General features: G+C 72.2%; 24 protein-coding genes. 8 read left to right on the forward strand and 16 right to left on the reverse strand.

The genetic code is table 11. The features are described 5' to 3' along the window. Positions 1-96: 96 nt before the first annotated feature. The 4 genes from ABGB17_RS16390 to ABGB17_RS16405 form a co-directional block, all read right to left on the reverse strand. Positions 97-846, reverse strand: a complete 750-nt coding sequence (locus ABGB17_RS16390) for a glycosyltransferase family 2 protein (RefSeq protein ID WP_347630238.1) — start codon at positions 844-846, stop codon at positions 97-99. 14 nt (positions 847-860) lie between these two features. Continuing rightward, entirely contained in the window at positions 861-1,820 is a 960-nt protein-coding gene (locus ABGB17_RS16395; protein WP_347630240.1) for a ketoacyl-ACP synthase III, read from the reverse strand. A gap of 85 nt (positions 1,821-1,905) precedes the next feature. Continuing rightward, positions 1,906-2,733, reverse strand: coding sequence for an undecaprenyl-diphosphate phosphatase (locus ABGB17_RS16400; protein ID WP_347630242.1), 828 nt, complete (start codon positions 2,731-2,733; stop codon positions 1,906-1,908). Positions 2,734-2,867: 134 nt separating this feature from the next. After that, positions 2,868-3,875 carry a hypothetical protein gene (locus tag ABGB17_RS16405; RefSeq protein WP_347630244.1) on the reverse strand — a complete coding sequence of 336 codons (1,008 nt, stop codon included), beginning with the start codon at positions 3,873-3,875 and terminating at the stop codon, positions 2,868-2,870. A gap of 422 nt (positions 3,876-4,297) precedes the next feature. On the opposite strand from ABGB17_RS16405, the gene ABGB17_RS16410 reads away from it, so the two are divergent. Next, a complete protein-coding gene (locus ABGB17_RS16410) occupies positions 4,298-4,606 on the forward strand; it encodes a hypothetical protein (protein WP_347630246.1) in 309 nt (102 codons plus the stop codon). A gap of 23 nt (positions 4,607-4,629) precedes the next feature. Here ABGB17_RS16410 and gndA read toward each other — a convergent pair whose 3' ends face one another. The 6 genes from gndA to ABGB17_RS16440 form a co-directional block, all read right to left on the reverse strand. Then, a complete protein-coding gene (gene gndA / locus ABGB17_RS16415) occupies positions 4,630-6,063 on the reverse strand; it encodes an NADP-dependent phosphogluconate dehydrogenase (RefSeq protein ID WP_347630248.1) in 1,434 nt (477 codons plus the stop codon). 94 nt (positions 6,064-6,157) lie between these two features. Next, positions 6,158-6,826 carry an HAD family hydrolase gene (locus ABGB17_RS16420; protein ID WP_347630250.1) on the reverse strand — a complete coding sequence of 223 codons (669 nt, stop codon included), beginning with the start codon at positions 6,824-6,826 and terminating at the stop codon, positions 6,158-6,160. A 57-nt stretch (positions 6,827-6,883) separates the two neighbouring features. Further along, a complete protein-coding gene (locus ABGB17_RS16425; protein ID WP_347630252.1) occupies positions 6,884-8,314 on the reverse strand; it encodes an LCP family protein in 1,431 nt (476 codons plus the stop codon). Between the two features lie 88 nt (positions 8,315-8,402). After that, complete coding sequence (locus tag ABGB17_RS16430; RefSeq protein WP_347630254.1) at positions 8,403-9,743, reverse strand: acyltransferase; 1,341 nt, start codon at positions 9,741-9,743, stop codon at positions 8,403-8,405. A gap of 125 nt (positions 9,744-9,868) precedes the next feature. Beyond that, positions 9,869-10,885 (reverse strand): hemolysin family protein, encoded by a 1,017-nt coding sequence (locus tag ABGB17_RS16435; protein WP_347630256.1) that lies wholly within the window; start codon positions 10,883-10,885, stop codon positions 9,869-9,871. Between the two features lie 178 nt (positions 10,886-11,063). Further along, entirely contained in the window at positions 11,064-12,389 is a 1,326-nt protein-coding gene (locus ABGB17_RS16440) for a hemolysin family protein (protein WP_347630258.1), read from the reverse strand. A 467-nt stretch (positions 12,390-12,856) separates the two neighbouring features. Between ABGB17_RS16440 and ABGB17_RS16445 the strand changes: the two genes are divergently transcribed. Next, positions 12,857-13,486 (forward strand): hypothetical protein, encoded by a 630-nt coding sequence (locus ABGB17_RS16445; RefSeq protein WP_347630260.1) that lies wholly within the window; start codon positions 12,857-12,859, stop codon positions 13,484-13,486. A 54-nt stretch (positions 13,487-13,540) separates the two neighbouring features. Here the strand turns inward: ABGB17_RS16445 and ABGB17_RS16450 are convergent, their stop codons facing one another. Continuing rightward, positions 13,541-13,735 (reverse strand): CsbD family protein, encoded by a 195-nt coding sequence (locus ABGB17_RS16450; protein WP_347630262.1) that lies wholly within the window; start codon positions 13,733-13,735, stop codon positions 13,541-13,543. A gap of 254 nt (positions 13,736-13,989) precedes the next feature. Here ABGB17_RS16450 and ABGB17_RS16455 point away from each other — a divergent pair, with 254 nt between their 5' ends. Continuing rightward, positions 13,990-15,837 (forward strand): cytochrome c oxidase assembly protein, encoded by a 1,848-nt coding sequence (locus tag ABGB17_RS16455; RefSeq protein WP_347630264.1) that lies wholly within the window; start codon positions 13,990-13,992, stop codon positions 15,835-15,837. A 36-nt stretch (positions 15,838-15,873) separates the two neighbouring features. Here ABGB17_RS16455 and ABGB17_RS16460 read toward each other — a convergent pair whose 3' ends face one another. Then, positions 15,874-16,782: a hypothetical protein gene (locus tag ABGB17_RS16460; RefSeq protein WP_347630266.1), complete on the reverse strand. Its 909-nt coding sequence runs from the start codon at positions 16,780-16,782 to the stop codon at positions 15,874-15,876. A 396-nt stretch (positions 16,783-17,178) separates the two neighbouring features. On the opposite strand from ABGB17_RS16460, the gene ABGB17_RS16465 reads away from it, so the two are divergent. After that, positions 17,179-17,757: a hypothetical protein gene (locus ABGB17_RS16465; protein WP_347630268.1), complete on the forward strand. Its 579-nt coding sequence runs from the start codon at positions 17,179-17,181 to the stop codon at positions 17,755-17,757. A 46-nt stretch (positions 17,758-17,803) separates the two neighbouring features. After that, entirely contained in the window at positions 17,804-18,724 is a 921-nt protein-coding gene (locus tag ABGB17_RS16470; protein ID WP_347630270.1) for a universal stress protein, read from the forward strand. Positions 18,725-18,754: 30 nt separating this feature from the next. Here ABGB17_RS16470 and ABGB17_RS16475 read toward each other — a convergent pair whose 3' ends face one another. Together ABGB17_RS16475 and ABGB17_RS16480 are read right to left on the reverse strand one after the other, a co-directional pair. Then, positions 18,755-19,813, reverse strand: coding sequence for a PP2C family protein-serine/threonine phosphatase (locus ABGB17_RS16475; RefSeq protein WP_347630271.1), 1,059 nt, complete (start codon positions 19,811-19,813; stop codon positions 18,755-18,757). Between the two features lie 528 nt (positions 19,814-20,341). After that, on the reverse strand, positions 20,342-20,566 hold the full coding sequence (locus tag ABGB17_RS16480; RefSeq protein ID WP_347630273.1) for a DUF2277 domain-containing protein: 225 nt from the start codon (positions 20,564-20,566) through the stop codon (positions 20,342-20,344). A gap of 105 nt (positions 20,567-20,671) precedes the next feature. On the opposite strand from ABGB17_RS16480, the gene ABGB17_RS16485 reads away from it, so the two are divergent. The 3 genes from ABGB17_RS16485 to ABGB17_RS16495 are packed head-to-tail and all read left to right on the forward strand — an operon-like array spanning position 20,672 to position 22,709. After that, complete coding sequence (locus ABGB17_RS16485) at positions 20,672-20,932, forward strand: hypothetical protein (RefSeq protein WP_347630275.1); 261 nt, start codon at positions 20,672-20,674, stop codon at positions 20,930-20,932. Positions 20,933-20,936: 4 nt separating this feature from the next. After that, complete coding sequence (locus ABGB17_RS16490; protein WP_347630277.1) at positions 20,937-21,443, forward strand: hypothetical protein; 507 nt, start codon at positions 20,937-20,939, stop codon at positions 21,441-21,443. A 54-nt stretch (positions 21,444-21,497) separates the two neighbouring features. Further along, on the forward strand, positions 21,498-22,709 hold the full coding sequence (locus tag ABGB17_RS16495; RefSeq protein WP_347630279.1) for a hypothetical protein: 1,212 nt from the start codon (positions 21,498-21,500) through the stop codon (positions 22,707-22,709). Between the two features lie 119 nt (positions 22,710-22,828). Here ABGB17_RS16495 and ABGB17_RS16500 read toward each other — a convergent pair whose 3' ends face one another. Both ABGB17_RS16500 and ABGB17_RS16505 read right to left on the reverse strand, forming a co-directional pair. After that, positions 22,829-23,482, reverse strand: a complete 654-nt coding sequence (locus ABGB17_RS16500) for a hemerythrin domain-containing protein (protein WP_347630281.1) — start codon at positions 23,480-23,482, stop codon at positions 22,829-22,831. 107 nt (positions 23,483-23,589) lie between these two features. Further along, positions 23,590-25,206: a cellulase family glycosylhydrolase gene (locus ABGB17_RS16505; RefSeq protein ID WP_347630283.1), complete on the reverse strand. Its 1,617-nt coding sequence runs from the start codon at positions 25,204-25,206 to the stop codon at positions 23,590-23,592. Positions 25,207-25,321: the final 115 nt, after the last annotated feature.

The following is a 25,321-nucleotide window of genomic DNA, read 5'->3' on the forward strand; positions in this document are numbered from 1 at the left end:
CGGGGGCGGGGAGTGGCACGGGGGCGGGGAGTGGCACGGGGGCGGGGAGTGGCGCGGGGGCGGTGGGTGTGGGTACGGGAAGTGGTGGGGGTGGGGTCAGCGGATGTCGATGATTTCGGGGCGGTAGTGGTGGTCGGCGTACCAGGCCAGGGTGCCGGCGAGGCCGTAGGCGCGTAGGCGGCGGACCGAGCCGTACACCACTACGTCGCGGCGGGTGGCGTAGGCCTTGGTCAGGCGGCGGACCTGGTTGACCAGGGCGCGGTCCTCGTGCATCTCCTCGATGGCGACGCGGGGGAAGCCGCCGGAACGTTCGTACAACTCGGCGGTGATGGCCACGGTGGCGCCGGGCATCATGACGTAGGGGCCCAGGTAGGCGGGGTCGCGGTTGCCGGGGCGGAAGCGGCCGAACGTGGCGGCGACCTCGACGAGGAACGGGATCAGCCGGCGTTCCCACATCTTGAGCCGGAACTCGTCGGTGCGCGGGCGCAGGAGGCCGCCGACCATCTCCAGTCCGTCGCCGAAGCCCCGCTTGACCGCCCGCACCCAGTCGGGGCGCGGCAGGCAGTCGGCGTCCGTCCGCGCCAGGTGGGTGGCGCCGCGCGCGATGGCGTGCCGCATGCCGGTGTCGGCCGCGGCGCCGGTGCCCTTGCGCGGCTCGGGGATCACCTCGATCGTCATGCGGGACGTCGCGGCGTACGCCCGCACGACGTCGCCGGTGCCGTCGGTGCTCGTGTTGTCCACCACGACGAGCGTGAAGCCGGGGTCGTCCTGCTCCTCCAGCGCACGCAGCGTCGCCTCGATGCCCTTGGCCTCGTTGTAAGCCGGGACGATCACCCACAGGTCCATGGCGCCGCCGCCTTTCACAAGTCCGCGAACATGACGCCGAGGCTGATGCCGCCGCCGAGCCCGAGCAGCGCCACCCGGTCGCCGGGCCCCGCGCCGCCCGCGTGCAGTTGGAGCGGCAGGCTGGCCGAGGCGCAGTTGCCGTGCTCGGGCAGTGTCACCACCAGGCGGTCGCGGGGGATGCCGAGCACACGCACCAGCGCGTCCAGGTACGGCACCGCGACCTGGTGCACGGCCACGTGCGAGAAGTCGTCCCAGGTGAGACCGGCGCGTTTCAGCGCGTCCAGGAAGATCTCCGGGCCGAACAGCTCGAACGCCTCCCGCAGCCGCCGCCCGTCGCCGCGGAAGTAGGAGTGCTCGGGGTCACGCGGGTGCGCCGAGCCGCCGCCGGGCAGCGTGCCGACCGCCCAGGCCGTGGAGTCGGCGCGGAACTCGCGGTAGAAGATGCCGCGCCCGGGGTCGGCCGTGACGAGCACCGCGGCCCCGGCGTCGGACAGGGTGTAGCCGGCGAACGCCTCGATGAACTGCGCCCGCCCGGACACCCGCCACCGCACGGCCCGGGAGGGCACCTCGCCCGTGCAGACGAGGACGGTGCGGTGCGCACCGGTGCGGATCAGCGCCTCGGCCACCTGCACGCCGTTCAGCAGGCTGTTGCAGGCGTTCTTGACGTCGAACACCGGGCACGACAGGCCGAGCCTGGCCGCGACCATGTGCGCGGTCGCGGGCTCCACCATGTCCTGGGACGCCGACGCGAAGATGAGCAGGTCGGCGGCCCGGTGGTCGAGCCCGCGTGCCGCCGCGGCGGCGAGGTCGGACGCCTGCTCGTCCGGCGCCGCGACGTGCCGCCGGCGGATGCCCGTCATGCGCTCCACGATGCCGCGGCGCGGGACGTACCCGTCGATGCGTGCCTCCACCTCGGCACTGGTGAGCGTGCGTTCGGGCAGGTAGGTAGAGACACCTGAGATGCGGGCCCACATGGCGCCCCCCGTGATGACCTGAACAATCCCCCTGTGCCGGGCAATCTACCGAAATATGCAGATCATCGGGCGGCTGCGGTAAAGGTCAGCCCGCGGGAATCCAGCCCAGGCCGACGGCCGCGATGATCACGATGCCGAGGGCGACGCGGTAGACGATGAACGGGGTGAACCTGTGGGTGCTGATGTACCGCAGGAACCACGCGATGGCCGCGTAGCCGACCCCGAACGACACGATGGTGGCGAGGATGGTCGGGCCCCACGCGGGCGTCACGCCGTCGCCGATCTCGAACAGCTCCAGCACGCCGGACATCAGCACCGCCGGGATGGCGAGCAGGAACGAGTACTCCGCCGCCTCCTCGCGCCGGTAGCCGAGCAGCAGGCCCGCCCCGGTCGTGCCGCCGGAGCGGGAGACGCCGGGGATGAGCGCCAGCGACTGCGCGAGGCCGTACGTCAGGGCGTGCGGCAGGTTGAGGTTCTTGTCCAGGGTGAGCTCGTTGCGTGCCATGCGGTCGGCCACGGCGAGCAGCAGGCCGAAGACGATCAGGCAGAAGCCCACCAGCCGCAGGTCGCGCACGGTGGTCTCGATCTGCTCCTTGAAGGTGAGGCCGAGCACCGCGATCGGCACGCTGCCCGCGATGACGTACCACCCCATGCGGGCCGCCGGGTACTCGCGCAGCTCCGGCGTCCACAGCGAGCGGGTCCAGGTGGAGATGATGTCCCAGATGCGCTTGCGGAAGTAGATCAGCACCGCGGTCTCGGTGCCGAGCTGGATGACGGCGGTGAACGCGGCGCCCGGGTCCTTCCAGCCGAAGAACGCGGAGACCACGCGGATGTGCGCGCTGGACGAGATGGGCAGGAACTCGGTGAGCCCCTGCACGAGGCCGAGCACGAGCGCCTCAAACCAGCCGATCAATGAACGACACCTTCCTGGACCGTGCGGCGGCGCCGCGGGCGTGACGCGAGCCTAGTGAGGCTATCGAAACCCGGGGTCCGGTCAGGCCCGGATGGGGATCGGCCCGAGGCCGGTGCGGGGGCCGCCGGCGCGGGTCAGGTGCGGAGGGCGGCCGACAGTTCCCGGGCGAGGTCGGTCATGCCGCACTCGCGCAGGCACTTGATCATCATGTGGAGGTCCTTGGCGACCCGGACGGATCGCACGTCGGCGGCGAGCTCGACCGCGTGCCTGGCCTGCTCGGCGCCGCCCTCGCGGTCGCCCTCCCTGGCGCGCAGCACGGCGAGGCGGGTCTGGCACCGCAGGCCGGTGCGGGTGCGGGTGGCGCCGAGGCGGGCCAGGGCGGACGCCAGCCGTTCGCGGGCCCGTCTGTCGTCGCCGAGCTGGAAGAGCGCGAGGCCGAGCGCGCTGTCGTGGTGGCCGGGGGAGACCGTGATGTGCCGCGCCCAGGCGGGCACGTCGTCGCCGGAGGCGACGGGCTCGTCGCGGGCCAGCGCCTCCTCGGCGAGGGCGATGTGGCGGAGCCCGGCGGGGACGTCCCCCGCGGTGGCGCAGTGCCGGGCCGCCACGGCGTGGACGTTGGCGCGCTCGGCGCTGGAGACCCGCTCGTCGCCGAGGGCCAGGCGGAGGATCTCCACGCCGTCCCGCGGCCGGCCGAGGTCGGCGAAGACGGCCGAGAGGTCGAGCATGGTGTGCGCCCGCAGGTCGCGGTCGGCACCGCGGGCGGCGGAGTCGAGGGCGAAGGTGAGCAGGCGCGTCGCGCGTTCCATCTCCCCCTGGTCGTAGGTGGCCCAGCCGAGGCGGTCGGCGAGCAGCCCGATGGCCGAGCCGAGCCGCTCGCGGGTCGCGGAGGCCATCGGCTGGTCGCGCAGCATCACCGCCCATTCGAGGGTGCCGCGCGCCATGGCCACCGCCGCGCCGCTGCCCTTGGATAAGTCCATCCGCATGGCGAGGTCGGCGGCGGCCTCCACCGCCTCGACCTCGGAGGCTCCGACACGGGACGGCGGCCGGGCGGCCAGGCCGTCGAGCAGGCGGGTGAGCGGCTCACCGCCCGCGACCCCCACAGAGGCGGCCGCGATGACCGAGAGTAGGCCCCGTCGCTTCATGTCATCGACGGTACCCATTTCGGGGGTGTCGGCATCGGGGGTTTCCGGCAAGCCGGGAGGATCGAATAGCAGACCGACGGCGAGCTCGTAGCGGTGCAGGAGCGATGGGGTCACCTCGCGGTCACCCCGCTCCACTCTGCTGAGGTGACCTGCGGAGACTCCGATGCGCTCCCCGAGCTGGCCCAGGCTGAGACCCGCACGTCTGCGGGCGTCGCGCAGTTCGCCCCCGCTCGTCATGGTCACTCCTCGTGTTGCGGCAATGACGATGCGGCAGCACCGCAACGGTGACAGCCCGTCATCAACCCCTCACACTGACCGTAGCGCGGAAGTCACTCGCGCGGCCTGATGACGCCACAAATGGCAGGCCCGGGAAGGCCGATCGGCCTGCCATTGTGCCTGGATGTGAACGAGGTCCGATCCCGATGCGCGAACCACCGGCGCCTGCCCGCCACCCCCTGTTAGCCGTGCGCCTCGAAGAGATCAACCGGCTGGACGAACTCGACGAACTGCACGAACTCTGCGAGCTGGAGGAGCCCGCCCCGCTGCTCCCGCCCGCGCCGCCCGGGTGGACCGTGTTCCGGTCCGACACCGGGCGCTACTGGGCGACCCGGTGGCGGTTCCGGGACGCCGACGAGGCCGCCGGCGTTTGGCGCACGGTGGACGCGGACGACCCGGCGACCCTCACCCGGCTGATCGCCGAGCAGGAGCACCGGGCCGGGCCCGCGTCCTGAGCCGCCACCCGGCGGCGTGGAGGTCAGACGTCGACGCGGCTCTCCGGGCGGTCCGGCAGCTCCCAGTGGGTGTGGTAGACGCCCTCGCGGTCGGCCCTGCGGTAGGTGTGGGCGCCGAAGAAGTCACGCTGGCCCTGCACCAGGGCGGCGGGCAGGCGCTCGGCCCGCAGCGCGTCGTAGTACGACAGGGCGCTCGCGAAGCCGGGCACCGGGATGCCCGACCGGGTCGCGGTCACCACCACGTCCCGCCAGGAGTCCTGCGCGGCGCCCACCTCGGCGGCGAAGTTGGCGTCCGACAGCAGCGTGGCCGCCCGCGCGTCCGCCTCGTAGGCGGCGCGGATGCGGTCGAGGAAGCGGGCCCTGATGATGCAGCCGCCGCGCCAGATGGTCGCCATCGCCCCGAGGTCGATGTCCCAGCCGTACTCGGCGCTGCCCGCCTGGATCTGGTTGAAGCCCTGCGCGTAGGCGACCACCTTGGACGCGTACAGCGCCTGCTCCACGTCGTCGGCGAACGACGACCCGAGCTCGCCGCCGGACGGCCCTGGCAGCCCGCGTGCGGCGCCGCGCATCTCGGCGTGGCCGGAGATGGACCGGGCGAACACCGCCTCGGCGATGCCGGTGACCGGCACCCCGAGGTCCAGGGCCGTCTGCACCGTCCAGCGCCCGGTGCCCTTCTGCTCGGCCTGGTCCAGCACGACGTCCACGAACGGCCCGCCGGTGGCGGCGTCGGTGTGCGACAGCACCTCGGCGGTGATGTCGATCAGGTACGAGTCCAGGCGCCCGGTGTTCCAGGTGCGGAAGACCTCGGCGATCTCGGGGGGCGACAACCTCGCCCCCTTGCGCAGCAGGTCGTAGGACTCCGCGATGAGCTGCATGTCGGCGTACTCGATGCCGTTGTGCACCATCTTCACGAAGTGGCCCGCGCCGTCCGGCCCCACGTAGGTGCAGCACGGCACGCCGTCCACCTTGGCGGCGATGTCCTCCAGGATCGGGCCGAGCGACTCGTACGCCTCGCGGGTGCCGCCGGGCATGATGCTCGGCCCCTCCAGGGCGCCCTGCTCGCCCCCGGAGATGCCGGCGCCGACGAAGTGGATGCCGCGCTCGCGCAGCGCCGTCTCACGCCGCCGGGTGTCCAGGTAGTGGGCGTTGCCGCCGTCCACCAAGATGTCCCCAGGCTCCAGCAGCGGTGCGAACTCCTCGATCACGGCGTCGGTGGCCGGCCCGGCCTGCACCATGATCACCATCTTGCGCGGACGGGCCAGTGAGGCCACGAACGCCTCGGGGGACTCGGCCGGATGGAACTCGCCCTCGTGACCGAACTCCTCCATCAGTGCCTTGGTCTTGGCCTCGGTGCGGTTGTGCACGGCGACCGCGTACCCGTGGCGCGCGAAGTTGCGCGCCAGGTTGCGGCCCATCACCCCGAGTCCGGTGACGCCGATGACCGCCTGCTGTGCCATATCCGATCACCCTCCCTTTGCTTCGGCAGTACGCCCCGGACCACGGTCCGGTTCATGTACGAGCCAACGCTACGCGGAGGGTGTTACCTGTCCGTCAACCGGTGAGCAGCCTGGCGAGAGGGCTCTCGTCGAGGTGGTGCAGCAGCTCGGCGCAGTCCTTGTAGACCACGCGGGCGCCCGCGTCCATGAGGGAGGCGGTGTCGATGCCGCCGGACCGCAGTGCGACGCACTCCACGCCGGCGCCCCGGGCGGCCAGGGCGTCCCACACGCTGTCCCCGACGAAGACCGCCTGACCGGTGGTCAGGCCGCCCTTGTCCAGGGCCTGCCGCACCGGCTCGGGGTCGGGCTTGGAGCGCTCGACGTCCTGCGCGTGCACGATGGCGGCCACCGCGTCCTGCGCGCCGGTCACGCCGATCAGCCGCTCGGCGTCGTCCTTGTGCGCGCTGGTGCCCACCACGACCTGCAGCCCGGCCCCGGCGAGCCGCCGCAGCAGCTCCCCGGCGCCCGGCACGGGGCGCGCCTCGCCGATCCTCGGCTTGTACAGCTCGGAGTGCGCGTCGGAGATCGCCTGCGCCTCCTCGTCGCCGGCGGACGGCAGGAGGTAATCGATCAGCGCGCGGTCCGCCCGGCCGACGGCCCCGTGGATGTCCACCATGGGGATGTCGTGTCCCTTGCGGCGGAACGCCTCCCACCACGTGACCACGTGCAGGTAGTTCGTGTCGACCAGGGTCCCGTCCAGGTCGAAGATCACTCCGTTGGGCATCGTGCACCGTCCTTGCCGTCGTCCCCGCACCTGCCCAAGTACCCTGGGTGATCGGTGCTAGTCCGCCGAGCAGGAGTCCTGGGTGGCGTCGATGCCCTTGAGCTCCTTCTGGGAGACCGGCGCGGGCTTCACGCCCTTCCAGTCGTCGCCCACGATCAGCACCAGCCGGGTCGTCGTGGTGTCGCTCACCTCGGCGTAGCGGAAGGTCACGAGGTCGCGGGCCAGCGTGGGGGCCCGGGTCTTGCCGTTGGCCGAGAACCTGACCTGCGTCTTCGGGTACGGCTTGTCCGGGGCGTCGCCGACCCGCACGACGCTGTAGCCGCGCTTCTCCAGGTCCGAGGCCACCTGGGCGGCGAGGCCGGAGCGGGTGGTGCCGTTGCGCACCACCACCTCGATCTTGGACTTCGGCACGTCGCCCTGGCGGCCGGTCTGAATGTGCGCGCCCTTGATCTTGGTGTCGGTGGCGACCAGCCGGAACAACTGCTTGGCCTGGGGCTGCACCCACTCGACCCGGCCGGGCTGGGTCAGCGAGTAGCGCCACGGCGTGGTGACGAACCGGATGTTCCCGGCGGTCAGCCCCTGGGCGCCCGCCGCCAGCTCCCGCAGCACCCCGATGGTGAGGCCGGGGTCGGTCGTCACCGACTTCGTGGCGGCGTCGAGGAAACCGAACAGCTTGGCGGGGTCGGTGAGCGTGGCGCCGCTCATGGCCTTCTTGACCATGGAGGCGATGAACATCTGCTGCCGCTGGATGCGGCCGATGTCGGAGCCGTCGCCGAGGCTGTAGCGGGCCCGGACGTACCCGAGCGCCTGCTCGCCCTTCAATGTCTGGCGGCCCGCGGGGAGCTTCAGCAGGGCCTTGGGGTCGTCGATCGGCTTCGGCACGCAGACCTCGACGCCGCCGAGGGCGTTCACCATGCTCTTGAAGCCGGTGAAGTCGACCTTGGCGAAGTGGTCGATGTGGATGCCGGTGAGCGTCTCGACGGTCTTCCAGGTGCAGGCGATGCCGCCGAAGTTGAACGACTCGTTGATCATGCCGACGTGGGCGCGCTGGCCCGGCAGGCCCTTGCGCGGGGGGCAGGACGGCAGCGCCACCAGCGAGTCGCGCGGGAAGCTGATCAGCAGCGCGTTGTCCCGCTGGGGGGACAGGTGGGCGAGGATGATCGTGTCGGTGCGCTCGCCGTACTCGCGGTGGCCGTACTTGATGTTGGCGCCCGCGCGGGTGTCCGAGCCGACGAGCAGGATGTTCAGCGCCTTGCCGACCTTGGCGGGGCGGGCGCCGAGGTCCGCGGTGGGGACGTCGTCGTGCCTGATGTTGCCGCTGAGCTTGGCGTACGCGCCGACCAGCGTGACCGTGACGGCGACCGCCACACCGGTGACCGCCGCGACCAGGCACCACACCCACGTCATCCAGGGACGCCTGCGCCGGCCGGGTGGCCGCTCGGTGCCGCCCTCGGGCCGGACAGGGGCGTCGACAAGCCCGCCGTTCATGATCCCCACGAGAGGCCGGGGCTGTGGCCGCAGGCCACCCGCCGATTCGAGGCGCCGGGTCCACCCGCCCGGCAAGCCGTCGGTCAGTCTAGCGAGGGAGTGTTTCCGGGGAATCTCGGGTCGCGGTATTCACAGGAAAGTGGCTACTTTTAGCATTTGTCACTGCGGTCCCACCCTCCGCGCGGCCCCGCGCGAGCCGTCGGCCGAGGCGCTGACCTGGGATTTCGACGTACCGGTGTCCGAGGGCCGCGCCGGCGATGACGGCGGCGAACAGCAGGGCCTCCCAGCCGAGGCGCATCGGCAGCGACAGCCCGGCGGCGTCGGAGGTGACGCGCCTGATGACCTGCACCACCAAGGGGTGCAGCAGGTAGATGGAGTAGCTGACCAGTCCGAGCCACGCCAGGGCCGGCGCGGTGGCGCGGTGACGCGACGCGAGGCCCACGGCGAACGTGAGCCAGGCCGCCACGACGGCCGTCGACCAGCCCTGCACGAACTCCTGCCGCGCGGCCTCCGCCATGCCCCACCCCGGGCCGTGCCACACCGCCGCGGCCACCGACAGCACGGGGACCACGACGACGATCAGCCGCGTCGCGGGCCGGGCGCCGGAGCGTTCCATGCGGTAGAGGGCCGTGCCGGCGAACATGGTGGCGAGGATGACCAGGCTCTGCCAGGCGCCGACCCGGCTGTTGAAGATCAGCAGGATGAGGCCGAGCGCCGCGATCACGACGGCGCCACGCCGCCGCAGCGCCTCGCCACCGCAGGCCACCGCCAGAAGCCCCGCGAGAAGCGCGACGGCGGCGACCACCACGACGGGGGCGCCGAACATCCGCGAGAGCAGGCCCGCGGGCACGACCGCCCCGGCGGCCACGGCGCAGCAGGCGAGCGTGACCGAGGCGGCGGTGCTCGCCCTGTGCACGCCGAACACGAACATCGCGGTGACCAGCAGGTAGAACACCATCTCGTAGGAGAGGGTCCAGAAGACGTTGACGACGCTGTTGACCTGCAGCAGGTCCTGGAGCATGGTCAGGTGGGCCAGCGCCGACGTCAGCGGTTCGGCGCGGGCGTCGGGCGGCAGGCGGGTGTACACCTCGACCAGCGCGAAAGCGGTGCCGAGCACGGCCGTGAGCAACCACAGCGGGTAGAGGCGGAACACCCGGTTGATCCAGAAGCCCCGCACGTCGCCGCGGCGTTCCAGTGAGACGGGGATGACGTAGCCGCTGACGAGGAAGAACACCAGCACGCCGTACTGCCCGAAGTCGAACCACGGGCTGATCGCGTTCCTGACCTCGGGCAGGAGGGCGTCCAGGGAGTGCTCGAAGACCACGATGAGGGCGGCGACGCCGCGCAGCGCGTCCAGCCAGGACTGGCGGCCGGTCCGCGGCGAGGGGAGCGAAGGGGACGGAGGGGACGGACGGGTCAGGACGTGCATTCCGCCCGCCCTACCCAAAGATGCACGTCTTTCACCATTCGGGCCACCATAGGCGGCTCGAGCCCGTGGAACCGAACTGACCATTACTTGGTGTGGTAAACCTCACAGGGGAACTGTGGGTGTCGTCAGCCCGCCTCCCGGGCCTGGTGCAGCAGGCCGGTGAGCACGTCCTCCAAGGTCACCACCCCGAGCACGAGGCCGTCCTCGCCGGTGATCGCGGCGAGCTGCGCGCGGCGGTCACGCATCAGCGCGAGCATCTCGGCCAGAGTGGTGCGGCGGTGCGCGTGCGGCAGGTCACGGGCGGGCAGCGGGCGGTCGGGAGCGTGGCCGTTCAGCGCGTCCAGGACGTGCAGGTAGCCGCACAGCGACCCCGGCGCCTCGCCGCGCACCGGGAAACGGGAGTGGCCGTAGCGGCCGGCGTAGTGCTGCAGCTCGGCGGCCCCGGTGGTGGCGGGCACGCTGACCACCTCGCCGATCGGCACCATGACGGACGCCACCGGGCGCGCGTGCAGGGCGAGGCTCGCGATCATGCGGTCGTGCTCGTCCTGGTCCAGTAATCGGTGCCGCCGCGACTCGCGGATCAGGGCGGGCATCTCGTCGGAGGTGTAGACGGTGCGGATCTCCTCGGCGCGCGGGATGCGCAGGAGCCGCAGCACGGCCGAGGAGAGGGCGTCGATCACGACGAGCAGGGGACGGATGGCGCGGGCGGTCACGCGCAGCGGCGGCACCAGCCACACGGCCACCCGGTCCGGGCCGGCGAGCGCGAGGTTCTTCGGCACCATCTCGCCGATGATGACGTGCCCGGACACCACGACGAACAACGCCAGGGCGAACGCGGCTGGGTGGACCAGGCCGTGCGGCACGCCCGCCGCGGCGAACACCGGCTCCACGGCGTGCGCCAGCACCGGCTCGCCGACCGCGCCGAGCGCCAGCGAGGCCAGGGTGACGCCGAGCTGCGCCGCCGCCAGCATCAGCGGCACCGAGTCCATGGCGGCGAGCACGGACACGGCCCGGCGCGAGCCCTCGCGGGCCAGCGGCTCGATCTGCGTGCGGCGCACCGAGATGAGCGCGAACTCCGCGCCCACGAAGAAGCCGTTCAGCGCCAGCAGCGCCACGATGACCAGCCCGTCGAGCGGCGTCATCCGGCCCTCCACGCGCTGCCCGGCGCGGGCCGGCGCGGCGTGACCCCGGACGGCGCGGCGGGATCAGGAGGATCGTCGGGGTCGGTGTCCGCCGACCCGGCGGTATCGGCCGGGTCGGCGGTATCTGCGGGCTCGTCCTGGCCGGCGGTATCGGCGGGATCCGAGGGGGCGGGGGTCGTCAACTGGGCTCCTTCTCGTCACCCGGTGCGGTGAGAGTGATCTGCTCGATCCGGCGGCGCCGCATGGTGTCGGCGCGCAGCGTCCATCCGTCCACGACGACGGCGTCCCCCGGCTCGGGCAGGCGGCCGAGACGGCTGATCAGCAGCCCGGCCAGGGTCTCGTACGGGCCCTCCGGCATCTGGAAGCCGTAGCGCTCCTCGGCCTCGTGGGCGCGCAGCATGGCCGGCACGGCCGCCGAGGCGCCGGGCGCCAGCATGCCGGGCACCGGGCCGTCCGAGCCCTCCTCGGGCAGGTCGTACTCGTCGGCGATGTCCCCGACCAGCTCCTCGGCCAGGTCCTCCACGGTGATGATGCCCGCGAAGCCGCCGTACTCGTCCACGACCACCGCCATCTCGGCCCGCGCCGCGAAGAGCCGGTCCTGCAGCGCCGCGAGGTCCAGCGACTCGGGCACCAGCACGGGCGGCCGGGCGATGCGGGCGACCGGCGTGGCCGCGCGGCCGGCCTCGGGCACGGCGAACGCGTCGACCACCGACGCCACGCCCACGATGTCGTCGAGCTCGGCGCCGGTGACCGGCAGCCGCAGGTGCCGCTCGCCGCGGGCCAGCACCAGGAACTCGGCCACGGTGCGGTCCCCGGAGACCGTCACGCACACAGGGCGGGGCGTCATCGCCTCGGCGGCGCTGCGGTCCCCGAAACGCAGGGCGCGGCGCAACATGGCGGCGGTGCCGGTCGGCAGGGTGCCCGCCTCGGCCGACATGCTCATCAGCATGCTGAGCTCGTCGGGGGAGCGCGCGGAGGCCAGCTCGTCCTGCGGCTCGGCGCCGACCGCCCGCACGACGGCGTTCGCGGTGGCGTTGCACGCTTTGATCAGCGGGGCGAACACCGCGGAGAAGACGCGCTGCGGCGGGGTGGACAGCCGGGCGACCTGCATCGGGCGGGACAGGCCGGCGTTCTTCGGCACCAGCTCGCCGAGCACCATCTGGCTCACCGTGGCGATGAACAGCGCGAGCACCGTGGACACGCTGTCGGCGGCACCCTCGGGCAGCACGCCGAGCGCGGGCCGCAGCAGATGGGCCACCGACGGCTCGGCGATGACGCCGAGCAGCAGCGAGGTGATCGTGATGCCGAGCTGGGCGCCCGACAACTGGAACGACAGCCGGCGCAGCGCGGCCTGGATGCCCTGGGCGCCGCGGTCGCCGGCCAGGGCCAGGCGGCTGATCTCGCCGCGTTCCACGGTGACCAGGGAGAACTCGGCGGCGACGAACAGGCCGTTGGCCATGATCAGCACCAGCGCGGCGAGGAGGAACAACAGATCGACGATCACCGTGGCGCCTTCCCGCGAGGCCCGCCAGGTATCGGGCCGCGCGACGTGTGCGGTGCCTTCGCCGGAACCGTACCGGGACGGCACCGCGCCGGGGAATGGCGCTCCCGGTACCCCGCCGCGGAATCTTCAATCCACCTGGTGCGGGAGGCCTCGCGGGGGCGCTCGCGACGATGTGCGCGATCGTTTACATGGGAGCGGTGAACCGTTATTCGATGTCTATGTACGCGCCGGGCGAGATCCTCCATCGTGGTAGGAAAGTCCGATACCGCCGGAACCGTCTTTCACCCCCGCCGCCTCTCGCCGGGGCTTCCTCCCTGTGACGTCCACCGCCTCGTCTAGCTCGGGCCTCCCTCTCGGAAGTGGCATGGTGCACCGGCGCCCTGAAGCGATCCACGACTCGGCCCGCCGCCTCAAGAACCCGCAGTGTCTCCCGGTCTCCGGGCCTCCCGTAAGAGGTGATCCGATCCGTGGTTCCGCCCACCACCGCGATCGCGGACGTGCTCCAACTTCGCGGGCTCAACGGCTGGCTCAGCCCGCCGCTGCGCCGCGTCCACTGCCGCATGGGCCTGCTCGGCCGGGCCAGGACCGTGCAGCTCGCGGCCGGACCCGGCGGGGACGACCTGGAGTCCCTGCACGTGCTCTTCGACGACGACCTGCGTGACCGTGTGCTCGTCGTGGCCGGGGCGCAGGCCGCCGCCGGGGCCGTGTGGGGCGAGATCCACACCCGCGCCGCCCTGGCATGCCGCCTCGCGGCCGTCGCCGTGGAGGGAGGCGTGCGTGACCTGAACGCCTTCCGCGACCTGGACCTGCCCGCCTGGTCCCTCTACGAGGCGACCGCGGGCGCCGGGCCCGGTGTGCGTGTGGCGTCCGTCGGCGCCCCCGTGACCGTGGCCGGGGTGCGCGTCGACGAGGGCACCCTGATCGCCATGGACGCCGCCGGCGTCGTGGCCGTCCCAGGGCCCGACGTCCTTGACGACTCCTATGCCTACGCCGAGGCCGAGGAGGAAGTGATAAGCGCTCTGCGCGAGGGCAGACCGCTGAAGGAGGCCCACCGCCACAAGTCACAGATGACGGCCAAACTCCGCCGCGCTCTGTGACCGGCGGACAGCACGGTGGAGGCCCCGGAGTCCGGGGCCTCCACCGTGGGTGTGTCAGCTCTTGAAGGCCTTCTTGACGTTCTTGGCGGCGTCCTTCACGCGCTCGCCGGCCTCCTTCATGCGGCCGGAGGCCTCGTCGGTGCGGCCCTCGGCGCGCATGTCCTCGTCGCCGGTGGCCTCGCCCACACGCTTCTTGGCCTTGCCCTTGATCTGCTCGGCCTTGTTGGAGATCTTGTCGTCCGCCCCCATGACGGTTCCCTTCGTGCGATGGATCGCTTCCCTATTGCACCTCTCCGAGGAGTAGGGGGATAAACGCGGTTCCTGCCCATCTGCTGCGTCAAGTCCTGCTATAACCCGTAGAGCGGGATATTGAGGTAGAGGCAGAAAGTTTCATCGCGCAACCGACGTCATGAGGGGCTGTTGCCGTCAGTTCACCTGGCCACTCGCCCCGCCGGGCCCGGGCGGACATACTCGATCAGGGCCGGGAACGGGAAGGCGGGCGTATGACCACCCCCTCACAGCGGCGTCCGGCGGTCTACGCACTGATGGCCGCCGGGGCGGTGCTCGTGCTCGTGCTCGCCCTGTGGTTCGGCGGAGGCTGGCCGGGCACGGAGATCCCCGGACTGCCCACGCCTGGCACGCTCACCACCCTCGGGCTGCCGGTGGTGCGGGTCGCGCACGACATCTGCGCCGCCGTGACGATCGGCGTGCTGCTGGCCGCCGCCGCGTTCGGCGGCACTCCCGGGGAACGGCGCCGGATCACCCGGGCCGCGGCGCCGTGGGCCCTCGGCTGGGCGGCGACCGCGGGGCTGACCCTGCTGCTCACCCTCTCCGACCTGCTCGGCCTGCCGATGGGGGAGGCGCTGGACTCCGGCTTCCTGCCGACCTTCACCTTGGACGTCCCGCAGGGCCAGGCGTTCCTCCTGGTCGGCGTGGCCGCGCTGCTCGTCGCGGTCGCCTCGCTGCTGCCGGTCGGGCGGGCCTGGCGCGTCGTGCTGCTGGCGGTGGCGGTGCTCGCCGTGCTGCCTCCCGCGTACGTCGGGCACTCGGCGTCGGCCGCCGACCACAACATCGCGGTGTCCAGCCTGATGCTGCACATCGCCGCGATGGCCCTGTGGGTGGGCGGCCTGTTCGCGCTGGTGGCCCGCCGGGGCGGCGACGACCTCGGCACGGCGGCCCACCGGTTCAGCGCCCTCGCCCTGTGCTGCTTCGCGGCGGTCGGGTTCTCCGGGCTGCTCAACGCCTGGGTGCGCCTCGGCTCGATCTCCGCCTTCTGGGACTCCCGCTACGGCCTGCTGGTGATCGCCAAGATGGCGGCGCTGGCGGTGCTCGGCTGGTTCGGGTACCTGCACCGCGGGCGCACGCTCGCCGCGCTGCGGTCCGGCGCCGGCTCCAGGCCGTTCCTGCGGCTGGCCACCGGCGAGATCGCCGTGATGGCCGGCACGCTGGCCCTCGCCGTCGCCCTGTCCCGCACCCCGCCGCCGCGGGCCGACGAGGTGCACGGGCAGCACGAGCTGCTCGGCTACGTGCTGCCGCCGCTCACGTCCGGCCGGCTGTTCACCGAGGTGCGTCCCGACCCGATCCTGATCCTCGCCGTGCTCGGCGTCGCCGCGGCCTACCTGCTCGGCGTGCGGCGCCTCACCCGGGACGGCGTCACGTGGCCCCTGGGACGCACGGTGGCCGCACTCGCCGGTCTGCTGGTGGTCCTGTACGCCGCCGCGGGCGGTGCCGCGGCGTACGGCCCCGCCGTCTTCTCAGTGCACGCCGCGCAGTACGCCCTGCTGGGCACCGTCGGGCCGGCCCTGTTCGCGCTCGGCGCCCCGCTGGCCCCGCTGCGCGCCGCCGCCCCCCTGGCCGCGGCCGCGCTGACCGGCCGGGCCGCCGCCAGGGCGGCGCACCCGTTGGTCGCGACGGCCGTCTACGCCGTCCCCTACCTGGTCCTGTACGTCACCGGCGTCTTCGAGGCCACCCAGTCCAGCCTCGCGGTGCGCCTGGCGTCCCAGCTCGTCGTGGTGCTGACCGGCGCCTGGTTCTTCTTCGTCGCCTTCGCGGTGGACCCGCTCCCCGGGGGGAGCACCACCGAGGTGCGGACCATGATGATCATCGGTGCGCTGGCGACCCAGGCGTGGATCGCCCTGGTCCTGTTCACCGGCCCGATCCAGGGTCAGGACTGGTACGCCGCCCTGGCCCTCCCGTGGGCCCCGGACCGGTTCGCCGACCAGGGCACCGGCGTCCTCACCGGCCCGGTCGTGGCCGCGGTGACCATCCTGGCCCTGTACGGCCTCGTGTCACTGCGCCGCCGGACCCGCGAGCACTCCCCCGAGCCGGGGCACGCCACGATCGCTCCCTGACGCCGGGGACGATGGCCGTCCCCGGCGCGGGGATCGTCAGAACAGCCAGTCGAGGATGCCGCCGCCGCGTTCCTTCTGCGTGGGGGACGGCGCGGGCGCCTTGGTGGTGGGGGGCGGCGGGGGCGGGGTGGAGGGGCGGGGCGTCGAGGTGGGCTCGTCCTCGATCCGCGGCTCCTGGTCGTTCTGGCGCGGGGCGCTGGTGCGCGGAACGGGCTCAGGGGAGCGGACGCGGGTGCGCGTGGGGTCGGGGTCGGGGTTCGTGGGGTCGGGCGCGCTCTCGGAACGGGCGCCGGTGGGCACCCCGGACGGGGCCTCGGTGGGCGACGTGGGGGTGGCGCCGGGCGTGAGGGCCGGGTCCACGGCCGGCGGGGTGGCCGGGTCAGGCGCGGTGCTCTCCGACGCGGTGGGCACCGCGGGGGGCGTGGGGGTGCAGTCGGCGGGGGCGGTGCACGTGGCCTCGGGGGTGGGGCTGGCGGAGGAGGAGACGATCCAGCCGCCGGCGACCGCCAGGACGACCACGGCGGCCATGGCGAGGATCAGGCGGCGGTTCTGGCCGGGGCTCTCCTCCTCGGCGCCGTCCTCGCCGCGCCAGCCCGAGCCGAGGAAACCGCGGCGTTCCTCGGAGGCGTTGTCGGGGTCGTCGTCGTGGTCGAGCCAGTCGTCGTCGCGCCGGCCCTCCGGGTCGAGGTGGTCCAGGGGGTCCACGTGGTCGAACTGGTCCAGGCGGTCGGGGTCGTCGGAGAGGTCCGGGTGATGGCGGTCACCGGGGGAGACGATCTCGGTTGCGCCCGCCACCGCGGTGGTCCCGGGCTCCTGACCGTCCGGCCAGCCGTCGGACAGCACGTCACCGGGCGGGTCCGCGTCGTCAAGCCACTCGATCCCGAGTGGCCCGGTCTGGTTGATCGGATCCTCGTCGTGGTACCTCGGCGTGCCGTCGCGGTCCATAGTCGCTCCTCCGTATGCTCTGCCGCTTGACTCGTCACCGCGTGACGCGTGGCTCGGCGCCGCGAGTTCTCAGGCCGCGCAACTTCTTAGCAGCTTCGACTTCCCCTTGTCCGGAAACTTCACAGTTTGCGTGGACAATCGCAATGTTAACAACTGTCACTTCAGTCACACCCGTCCCACACAGGCCCGGTGCGGGACCCCGTGTCGCCTCGGCGGGCCAGGAGTCGTACGTTGGTGGTGAGCCCGTCACCGTGTGTGCGGAGGCGCAGGTGGCGGACAGGGCCGGACGTCCCCTTGGCGGACGCCGGACGACCCTGGCGGGCAGGGGCCGGACGGCGGAGGCTGGAAGGGCTGACCCACGGGAGGTGCGAGATGGGATCCTGCCCCAACTGGGTGGTGAGATGCGCACGCCGTTACCGGTTCGACCGCAACCCCCTGCGTCGGCGCTCCGACCGGGTCGAGGCGATCGCCGTCCTGCTGACCCTGGTGATCCTCTTCGCCTGCCTGTGGCCCGCTCTCCTGGTCGCCGGCGAGGTCTACCGGCAGGGACTCGCCAGGGAACTGGCCGAGCCGGGGGTGCGGCAGCCCGTCATGGCGGTCCTGCTTGAGGACGCGACCAGCACCACGACCGTCACAGCACAGGGCACCGTCGTGCAGGTCAAGGCGAAGGTGCGCTGGCAGGCGCCGGACGGCAGCGAGCGCGTCGCCGTGCGCCCGGTGCCCGCCGACTCGCGCGCCGGCTCGATGACGCGGATGTGGGTCGACGAGGCGGGCGACCCGGTGGCCGCGCCGCGCCGGCACGCCCAGACGGTCACCGACGCGGCGGTGGCCGGGTTCGGGGTCATGGTCGCGGCGTCCGCCGTGCTGCTCGTGGGTCTCACCGTGATCCGCTGGCTGCTCGACCGCCGCAGGTACGCGGACTGGGACACCGCGTGGGAGTCCGCCGAGCAGCGGTGGCGCCCGAGGAAGCAGTGACCCGCCGTCCCGGTGTCCCCCGAAGGGCGCCGAGAGGAGACGCCGCATGAACGGACACGTCGTGGTGGGGGCCGACGGCTCGACTCCCTCGATGGACGCGGTGCGCCTGGCCGCCGACGACGCCGTGCGGCGCGGCTGCGGCCTGCGGATCGTGCACGTCACCGAGGCGTGGGTGGCGGGCGCGCCCATCGCGACGGCGCCGGGGCTCGGCGACACGCTGGCCGAGCAGTCCCGCGAGGTGCTCGCCGCGGCGGCGGCCGTGGCGCGGTCACGGGCGCCCGGTCTGCTCGTCGAGACCGTGGCGCTGGCCGGGCAGATCAAGACCGAGCTGCAGCGCGAGGCGCGGCAGGCCGACGAGCTGGTGGTCGGCACCCGGGGGCTCGGCGGCTTCGTCGGGCTGATTCTCGGCTCGGTGTCGATGGGCCTCGCCGGGCACGCGGACTGCCCTGTGGTGGTGGCCGGGCACGCCCGCGACAAGGTGTACGGGCGGATCGTCGTGGGCCACGACGCGGCTCCCGACTCCGAGGCCGCCCTGGAGTACGCCTTCGAGGAGGCGGTGCGGCGGGACGCGCGGCTGCACGCCGTCTACGCCTGGCAGGTGTCCGCGTTCCTGCCGACGTTCCAGGCCTACACCCCCGAGGCCGAGGCGGCCTTCGAGTGGGGGACGCGGGCCGCGCGCGATCAGCTCACCTCGTGGCGGGAGAAGTTCCCGCAGGTGGAGGTGCGCGACACCACGGTGTGCGCGCACCCGGTGGAGGCGCTGGCCGAGGCGTCGGCGACGGCGGACCTGCTGGTGGTGGGCTCGCGTGGCCGCGGCGCGCTCGGCTCGGCGGTGCTGGGCTCGGTCGTGCACGGGGTGCTGCACCACGCCCACTGCCCGGTCGCGGTCGTCCGCCCGCACCCGCCCGCGAAGGACGGCCCCTCCGCGGGCACAAGGGAGAGGGGACGGCACGGCGCGCACGGCTGACGCGGCGGCGGGACCGCCGGGACGGAAGGCTCAGCCGTCGCGGAAGCGCAGGAGGAGCATCGCGGCGTCGTCGTGCAGCGGGGCGTCCACATGGGCGACCAGGTCGAGGCGCAGGGCCTCCAGGGCGGCCTCCGGGTCGTCGTCCTTCAGCAGGAAGGCGCGATCGGTCAGCGGGTAGAACCGGCCCGCCCGGTCACGCGCCTCGATGACGCCGTCGGTGTACAGCAGGATCTGGTCGCCGGGGCCGAAGTCGATCCGGTGCGGAGCGGGGCCCTCCACCTCCAGCGCCGCGAGGCCGAGCGGCGGGGCGGTGTCGTCGGGCTCGGCGAGCTCGATGCTGCCGTCGGCGTGCAGGATCAGCGGCGGCGGGTGGCCGTAGTTCAGCAGGGTGAGGGTGCCCGCGGGGTCGGCCTCGACCAGGATGGCCGTGACGAACTCCTCGCCGGACAGCCGCCGGTTGAGCGCCTTCTCCAGCCGCCCGCTCACGCCCCGCAGGTCCGGCTCGTCGTGCGCGGCCTCACGGAACGCGCCGAGCACGAGCGCCGCGGTCTCGACGGCGGCGAGGCCCTTGCCCTGCACGTCGCCCACGATGGCGCGCACCCCGCCGGGGCCGGTCACGATCTCGTACAGGTCGCCGCCGATGCGGGCCTCCGCGGTGGCCGAGGTGTAGGAGACGGCCGCGCGTAAGTGGCCGGCCCGCCGGGGCACCGGCCGCAGCAGCACCCGCTGGGCGACCTCGGCCACCGAGCGCACGCTGGCCAGCTCGCGCTCGCGGCGCTGCCGCCCGACGGTGGCGAGGATGCTCGCCGCGGTGACGCCCGCGATGGAGATCAGGCTCATGTCGCTGCGCCGGTCGCCGAGCATGCCGTCGTACACCGACAGGGCCACCGAGAGGGCCAGGGCCACCACGCCGATCGCCACGGTGCGCCGCACGTCCCCCACCAGGCTGGCGAACGCGGGCCCCACGGCCAGCAGCGACAGGTAGCCGGGCTCGGGCCCGGTGAGCGCGTCCAGCCCGGCGACCAGGAACAGCGCGGCGAGAGGCAGCGCGGCCATCAGGCGTTGTGTTCTGCGGTTGACCTGGGTCATGGACCCTCCGCGCTTGTGACGCTCGGCTCGCGATCCGCGTCGGCCGGGGGCCTCCACGGATCGGGTCGAATCCCGACGGGCAAGCGAACTTCCCAGCGTTTCGCGGTCACTGTAACAAGTGGAGTGGCGCACGGACAGCGTGACGGCCGGGCGAATCGGGGAGCCGCCCGCCGGCGGCCCGGGTGAGTGTTCATAGGGGAGGAATCATGTTTTTGTGAATAGCAGGATAAGTCGGACAATTGTGTGTGCGTGTGAACCAGCACTTCGACGACCTCACCACACGAACGAGATGGGACGCCGCTCCGGCGTCTGAAAGCCTCCCCGAGCCTGCCCTGGCGTCATTCGGGCCGGGGGATCTCTGAAAGGCTCATGAATCGAACCTTACTCTGGGATGGGGGCGGCGGTACGCGTTCGAAAGAGGTCGGCGAATTTCCCCGTGATGGCGTTTCTGTCTATCGGCGTAAGTAATCTTCTAAGCCGATGAACAGTGATCGGCTGGGGGTGGTATTTCCCCGTTGGCCGGCCCGCTCAGCCCTGATGGCGGGGCACCCGCCGCAGGTCGAGCTCGTCGAGCAACGTCTGGGTGGCGGCGGCCACGGTGGCCACGGCCCGTTCGAACGCCTCGGCGTTGCGCGCCGAGGGGGCGCGGAAGCCGGAGATCTTGCGGACGTACTGCAGCGCGGCGGCACGGACGTCATCGTCGGTGACGTCGGCGACGAACGGCTCGCGAAGGGTCTTGATGCTCCTGCACATGACACCGACGCTATGTCATCGCACCGACAGTCGCCGGGCATCGTCAGACGGCACAAAGACCCCGCCAAGCCGCGTTACCGGCCACGGCGCGGGGGGATGGCCCGGATGACGCCGAGGACGACGGAGAGCGCCATGGCCATGGACATCGCCGCGGGCACACGCCCGCACCTCGACCTGCCGCTGATCGGCCGGGTCTGGCTGCCCGCCCCGGACCGGGTGGCCTTCTACGGGGCGCTCGGTGTGCCGGCGGCCCTGCAACTCATCGAACGGCCCGTGGCGTTGCTCGTCGGGATCGGTCACCTGCTCGCCGACCAGCACCATTCCAACCTCCTGCGCGGCATCGGCCAGGCCGCCGAGTCCGCGTAGCGCGATGGGGAACGCGCGGAGGCGGGTGGTGTACGGCGCGGTGACGGCCGGGCTGCTCGCGGGTGCCGCGGGGACGACGGCGCTCGACATGGTCACCTACCTCGATCAGGCGCTGCGCGGCCGGCCGGCGAGCGTCATGCCCCAGCGGGTGGCCGAACGGCTGGCGGGCATCGCGGGGGTCCCCCTCGGCGAGGGGGACGAGGCCGCCGGCCGGGCACAGGGCGTGGGAGGGCTGCTCGGCATCCTCACCGGGCTCGCCGTGGGGGCGGCGTACGGCGCGCTGCGCACGGCAGTGCCACGTCCGTCGCCGCTGGTGGCCGCGGCGGGGCTCGGGGTGGCGGTGGTGCTGGCGAGCGGGGGGCCGATGACGGCGCTCGGGCTCACCGACCCGCGCACCTGGGGGGTCGCGGGGTGGCTGTCGGACCTGGTGCCGCACTTCACGTACGGGCTGGTCACGGCTTACACGTTCGACGTGATCACGGCGGCTGGCCGGCCCGGTTGCCGTCCCTGAGGGGCGGGTATCAACCGACAAACCTGCCTAAATCGGACAAAAGGGGTCAGGTCTATGACGTTCAATCCTTTGGAGCAGCAGGGACTCCCGCTGGAACGGCAGACCCGCAACTGGCGGGAGCTGAACGTGCCGCAGCTCGACCCGGACCACTCCGATCCCTACGCCCGGTGCCGCGTCATCGCCATGAACGGCATCGAGATCGAAGCGATCATGTTCAGCCACCACTTCACCCGGCACTGCCCCGACCTGGAGGTCCGGCGGCGGCTGGCGGAGGTGCGCGCGATCGAGGCGCAGCAGCAGAAGGCGGTCAACTGGCTGCTGCCGGGTCTCGCGTCGGTCCTGGAGACCACGATCGCCTACGAGCAGGTGGCCGTGGACCTCACCGCCTGGGTGGCGCGGATGGAGCCCGACCCCTACATCAAGCAGGCGTTCGAGTTCGGCCTGCTGGAGGACTTCGACCACCTCTACCGGTACGCCAACCTGTACGAGCTGGTCGAGCACCGCAAGGCCGAGAAGATCGTCGACGGGCTCACGGAAGTCATGCCGGGGCGGCCCACGCCGCTGCACCACCGGCACCCCATCGACAACGTGCGCGACCACTACGACAAGAACACGGTCCACCCGGCCTCGCGGCTGCACGCCCTCACCATCATGGCGGCCGAGCAGCAGACGATGAACTTCTACATGAACGTCGGGCCCGAGTACATGGAGCCGATCGCCCGCCAGCTCTACCAGGAGATCGGGATGATCGAGGAGGAGCACGTCACGCACTACGAGACGCTCGTGGACCCGGCGGAGACCTGGTGGGAGCAGCTCGTCCACCACGAGTACAACGAGTGCTACATGTACCACTCGTTCATGGAGACCGAGTCCGACCGCCGGCTGCGGTCGCTGTGGGAGTTGCACCTCGCCATGGAACTGGAGCACCTGCGCATCGCCTGCGAGCTGCTGCGGCAGCACGACGGCAAGGAGCCCGAGCAGATCCTCGCCCCCTCCCTGCCGGAGCCGGTGACCTTCGAGCCGAACAAGCACTACGTCCGTGAGCTGCTCGCCACGCAGGTCGACCTCACCACCCTCGGCACCGGGTACGTGCGGGACGCGCACGAGCGGTTCCAGCGCTGGCAGGAGGCCGTGCACGGCGGCGAGACCCCGCCGAGCGACCAGGTGCTCGAGGAGGCGCGCCACAAGTTCGGCACCGACTACCGCATGGAGACCGAGGGCCCGCACCCCGTTCCCAGCATGCGCGGCACACCCAACCCTCCGTGAGTCCGGCCGTCGCCTGAGTTCGAGGAGGGCGCGTGGCCGTCCGGCTCCGGACGACGGACGGCCGCGCGCACCCGTTCCCGAGGTGCGCGCGGCCGTCCGGTATGCCGTGAGGAGGCCGGTCAGGGCTTGGTGCCCTTGCCCTTGCCTCCTCCCTTGGGGTTCTTCTTCTCCTGTTGCTTGCCGGCCGGGGCCTTGGCCTTGGCCATCGTCTGGCGGATCACGTCCCGCGCCCTGTCCATGATCGCGGTGGGGGTGCCCACCACGATGTTCATGGTGGCGGACTCGACCCCCGGGTGCGGGTGGGTCGGAGCCATCGCCTCGGCCGCCTTGACACCGAGCGCCATGGTGCGGCGTTCGATGTCACTGGTCTCCCGGACGAGCTGGGCGAACTCGTACCGCTCCTCCGCCCGTGCGTGCTCCATGACCGCCACGCGCAGCTTCTCCAGATGGGAGACGAAGGACTGATCGTCCGTCCCGCGCTCCTCCATCATGGACAGCAGTTGCTTGGACTCGTTCTCCTCCCGCAGGCGTTCGTCGACGATCGCGTCCCCGCCGTCCAGCGTCCGCCGGGCGTAGGGGTGCACGATCTCCTCCTCCGCCGTCTCATGGATGGCGAGAAGCCGCACCAGCCGCTCGAAGGCTTCCGCCCGCGCGCCGCCGGTCGCCTGTTCCACTTCCGCGAACAGGTCCCGGATCATGGCGTGCTGACGGATCAGCAATCCCACCACGTCGTTCTCGTCGAGTAGTTCCGGCATTGTTTCGCTGTCTGCCATGGCATTCCTCCCAATGGGGGCAAATCCCCCGAGGATCGCCGAGCGGAACTGACACGACCCTCCCGATCAGGTAAGGAAAGCCGTCGCGCGGCCGGTGCGGCCCATGGTCACGAGGCGGTGCAGGTGAAGCCGGACGGCAACGTGGTGCTGCCGTCCGGGCGGCCGCCCTGGAAGCCGAACGACGCCGTCTGGCCCGCCGCGACCGTGCCGTTGTACCCGGCGTTGCGCGCGGTCAGGGCGCTGCCGCTGGTGGTCACGCCGGCGTTCCACGACCCGGTGACCGTGTGCCCGGACGGCAGCGTGGCGGTCACGGTCCAGCCGGTGATGGTGGTGGTCCTGGTGTTGGTGACGACGACCTGCATCACGTACCCGTTGCCCCACTGGCTCTGCGCGGTCGCGGTCGCCGTGCAGCCGCCGCCGTTCCCGCCGCCCGTGGTGGTGAAGATCACGGTCGAGGAGTTGCCGGACAGGTTGCCGGCGCCGTCGCGGGCCCGGACGTAGACCCGGTACTGCAGGCCTGGGGTCAGTCCGGTCAGGGTGATGGAGTTGGTGGTGCTCTGGCCGAGCAGCGTCCCCCCGTCCTGGTAGACGTTGTAGCCGGCGAGGCCCGAGCCGCCGGTGTCGGTGGAGGCCGTCCAGGTCAGGGTGGCGCCGGTGGTGGACACGTTGGACGCGGTGGGTGTGCCCGGCGTGCTCGGCGGGGTGGTGTCCGTGCCGCTGCCGCCGTAGATGGTGGCCTCACGCGACGTCGTCCTGATGCCGTTGGCGCCGTTGAAGATGCGGGTGCCCCACGAGGTCAGGCTGCTCGCGTCGAAGTTGTTGGTCATGTCGAGGTAGGCGACGTCACTGCTGTTGCCGCTCCACGACCAGCCGATGTACCCGAGGCCGCGGCTCTGCGCCTGGGCCATGATCGTGTCCTCGTCGGGGTTGCCGTCGGAGTGGTTGTGGCCGAACTCGCCGATCACCAGGGGGAGCTGGGCGGTGCGGAAGGCGTCGAGGTAGGCGTTGATCTCCGCGGCGGTGTCGAAGACGCCGTACATGTGGATGGAGAACACCGTGTTGCGCTGCGGGTCGGCGTTGAAGACGCTGCGCGCGTTGTCGCGCATGGTGAACTGCCAGTCCTGGCCCCAGTTGGGCGCGTCGACCATCAGCATGTGCTGGAAACCGGCGTTGCGCAGCCGGGTGATCGCGGAGGTGGTGGCCTGGGTCCAGCCGGGGGTGACGGCGTTGTTGCCGATGGGCTCGTTGCCGATGTTGACGATCACGTAGTCTTCCTGGCCGGTCAGCGCGCTCTGCACGCTGATCCAGTAGTTGACCGCCGCGTCCAGCGTGACGGCGCCGCCCTGCTCGCCGTAGCCGGTGGTGTCGTGGTTCTCCAGGACGCAGATCAGCTTGTTGGCCTTGCACTGCGCGACCACGTTGGCGACGTCGGACGCGTTGTTGGCGGGGGTCCAGCGGCCGCCGCTCAGCACCACGCGGACCGCGTTGGCGCCGAGTGACTTGATCCCGGCCAGGGAGGCGTTGAGCCGGTCCTGGTACCAGACGTGCGCGTGGCTGACGCCTCTGATGACGAAGTTGCTGCCGTTGGCCTCGGTGAGGTTGGTCCCGCTCACCCGCAGGCCCACGGCGGCGCTCGCGGGTGGCGCGGCGACGAGCATGGCGCCGAGCAGGGCGGCGAGCAGGGACAGGAGGGTCACCTGTGCCGGCCGTGATCTCCTTCGCATGACGTGCCTTTCTCTGACTGGTCATTAACCGGTTAAGTTCTGAGGCGTAGCCGGGGCCTGAAGACCCGTTGGGAGCGCTCCCATAGTGGGTGTGTTTCCGGCGCGTGTACAGCGT

The sequence above is a fragment of the Sphaerisporangium sp. B11E5 genome, from assembly GCF_039871875.1.
In the GTDB taxonomy this organism is placed as follows: domain Bacteria; phylum Actinomycetota; class Actinomycetes; order Streptosporangiales; family Streptosporangiaceae; genus Sphaerisporangium.

Excerpts from the sequence above, each read along its gene's own strand:
- ABGB17_RS16390 (WP_347630238.1), bottom strand. The coding sequence starts at position 846 with ATGGACCTGTGGGTGATCGTCCCGGCTTACAACGAGGCCAAGGGCATC.
- ABGB17_RS16395 (WP_347630240.1), bottom strand. The coding sequence starts at position 1,820 with ATGTGGGCCCGCATCTCAGGTGTCTCTACCTACCTGCCCGAACGCACG.
- ABGB17_RS16405 (WP_347630244.1), bottom strand. The coding sequence starts at position 3,875 with ATGAAGCGACGGGGCCTACTCTCGGTCATCGCGGCCGCCTCTGTGGGG.
- ABGB17_RS16410 (WP_347630246.1), top strand. The coding sequence starts at position 4,298 with ATGCGCGAACCACCGGCGCCTGCCCGCCACCCCCTGTTAGCCGTGCGC.
- gndA (WP_347630248.1), bottom strand. The coding sequence starts at position 6,063 with ATGGCACAGCAGGCGGTCATCGGCGTCACCGGACTCGGGGTGATGGGC.
- ABGB17_RS16420 (WP_347630250.1), bottom strand. The coding sequence starts at position 6,826 with ATGCCCAACGGAGTGATCTTCGACCTGGACGGGACCCTGGTCGACACG.
- ABGB17_RS16425 (WP_347630252.1), bottom strand. The coding sequence starts at position 8,314 with ATGAACGGCGGGCTTGTCGACGCCCCTGTCCGGCCCGAGGGCGGCACC.
- ABGB17_RS16430 (WP_347630254.1), bottom strand. The coding sequence starts at position 9,743 with ATGCACGTCCTGACCCGTCCGTCCCCTCCGTCCCCTTCGCTCCCCTCG.
- ABGB17_RS16435 (WP_347630256.1), bottom strand. The coding sequence starts at position 10,885 with ATGACGCCGCTCGACGGGCTGGTCATCGTGGCGCTGCTGGCGCTGAAC.
- ABGB17_RS16450 (WP_347630262.1), bottom strand. The coding sequence starts at position 13,735 with ATGGGGGCGGACGACAAGATCTCCAACAAGGCCGAGCAGATCAAGGGC.
- ABGB17_RS16455 (WP_347630264.1), top strand. The coding sequence starts at position 13,990 with ATGACCACCCCCTCACAGCGGCGTCCGGCGGTCTACGCACTGATGGCC.
- ABGB17_RS16460 (WP_347630266.1), bottom strand. The coding sequence starts at position 16,782 with ATGGACCGCGACGGCACGCCGAGGTACCACGACGAGGATCCGATCAAC.
- ABGB17_RS16470 (WP_347630270.1), top strand. The coding sequence starts at position 17,804 with ATGAACGGACACGTCGTGGTGGGGGCCGACGGCTCGACTCCCTCGATG.
- ABGB17_RS16475 (WP_347630271.1), bottom strand. The coding sequence starts at position 19,813 with ATGACCCAGGTCAACCGCAGAACACAACGCCTGATGGCCGCGCTGCCT.
- ABGB17_RS16480 (WP_347630273.1), bottom strand. The coding sequence starts at position 20,566 with ATGTGCAGGAGCATCAAGACCCTTCGCGAGCCGTTCGTCGCCGACGTC.
- ABGB17_RS16485 (WP_347630275.1), top strand. The coding sequence starts at position 20,672 with ATGACGCCGAGGACGACGGAGAGCGCCATGGCCATGGACATCGCCGCG.
- ABGB17_RS16490 (WP_347630277.1), top strand. The coding sequence starts at position 20,937 with ATGGGGAACGCGCGGAGGCGGGTGGTGTACGGCGCGGTGACGGCCGGG.
- ABGB17_RS16495 (WP_347630279.1), top strand. The coding sequence starts at position 21,498 with ATGACGTTCAATCCTTTGGAGCAGCAGGGACTCCCGCTGGAACGGCAG.
- ABGB17_RS16500 (WP_347630281.1), bottom strand. The coding sequence starts at position 23,482 with ATGGCAGACAGCGAAACAATGCCGGAACTACTCGACGAGAACGACGTG.
- ABGB17_RS16505 (WP_347630283.1), bottom strand. The coding sequence starts at position 25,206 with ATGCGAAGGAGATCACGGCCGGCACAGGTGACCCTCCTGTCCCTGCTC.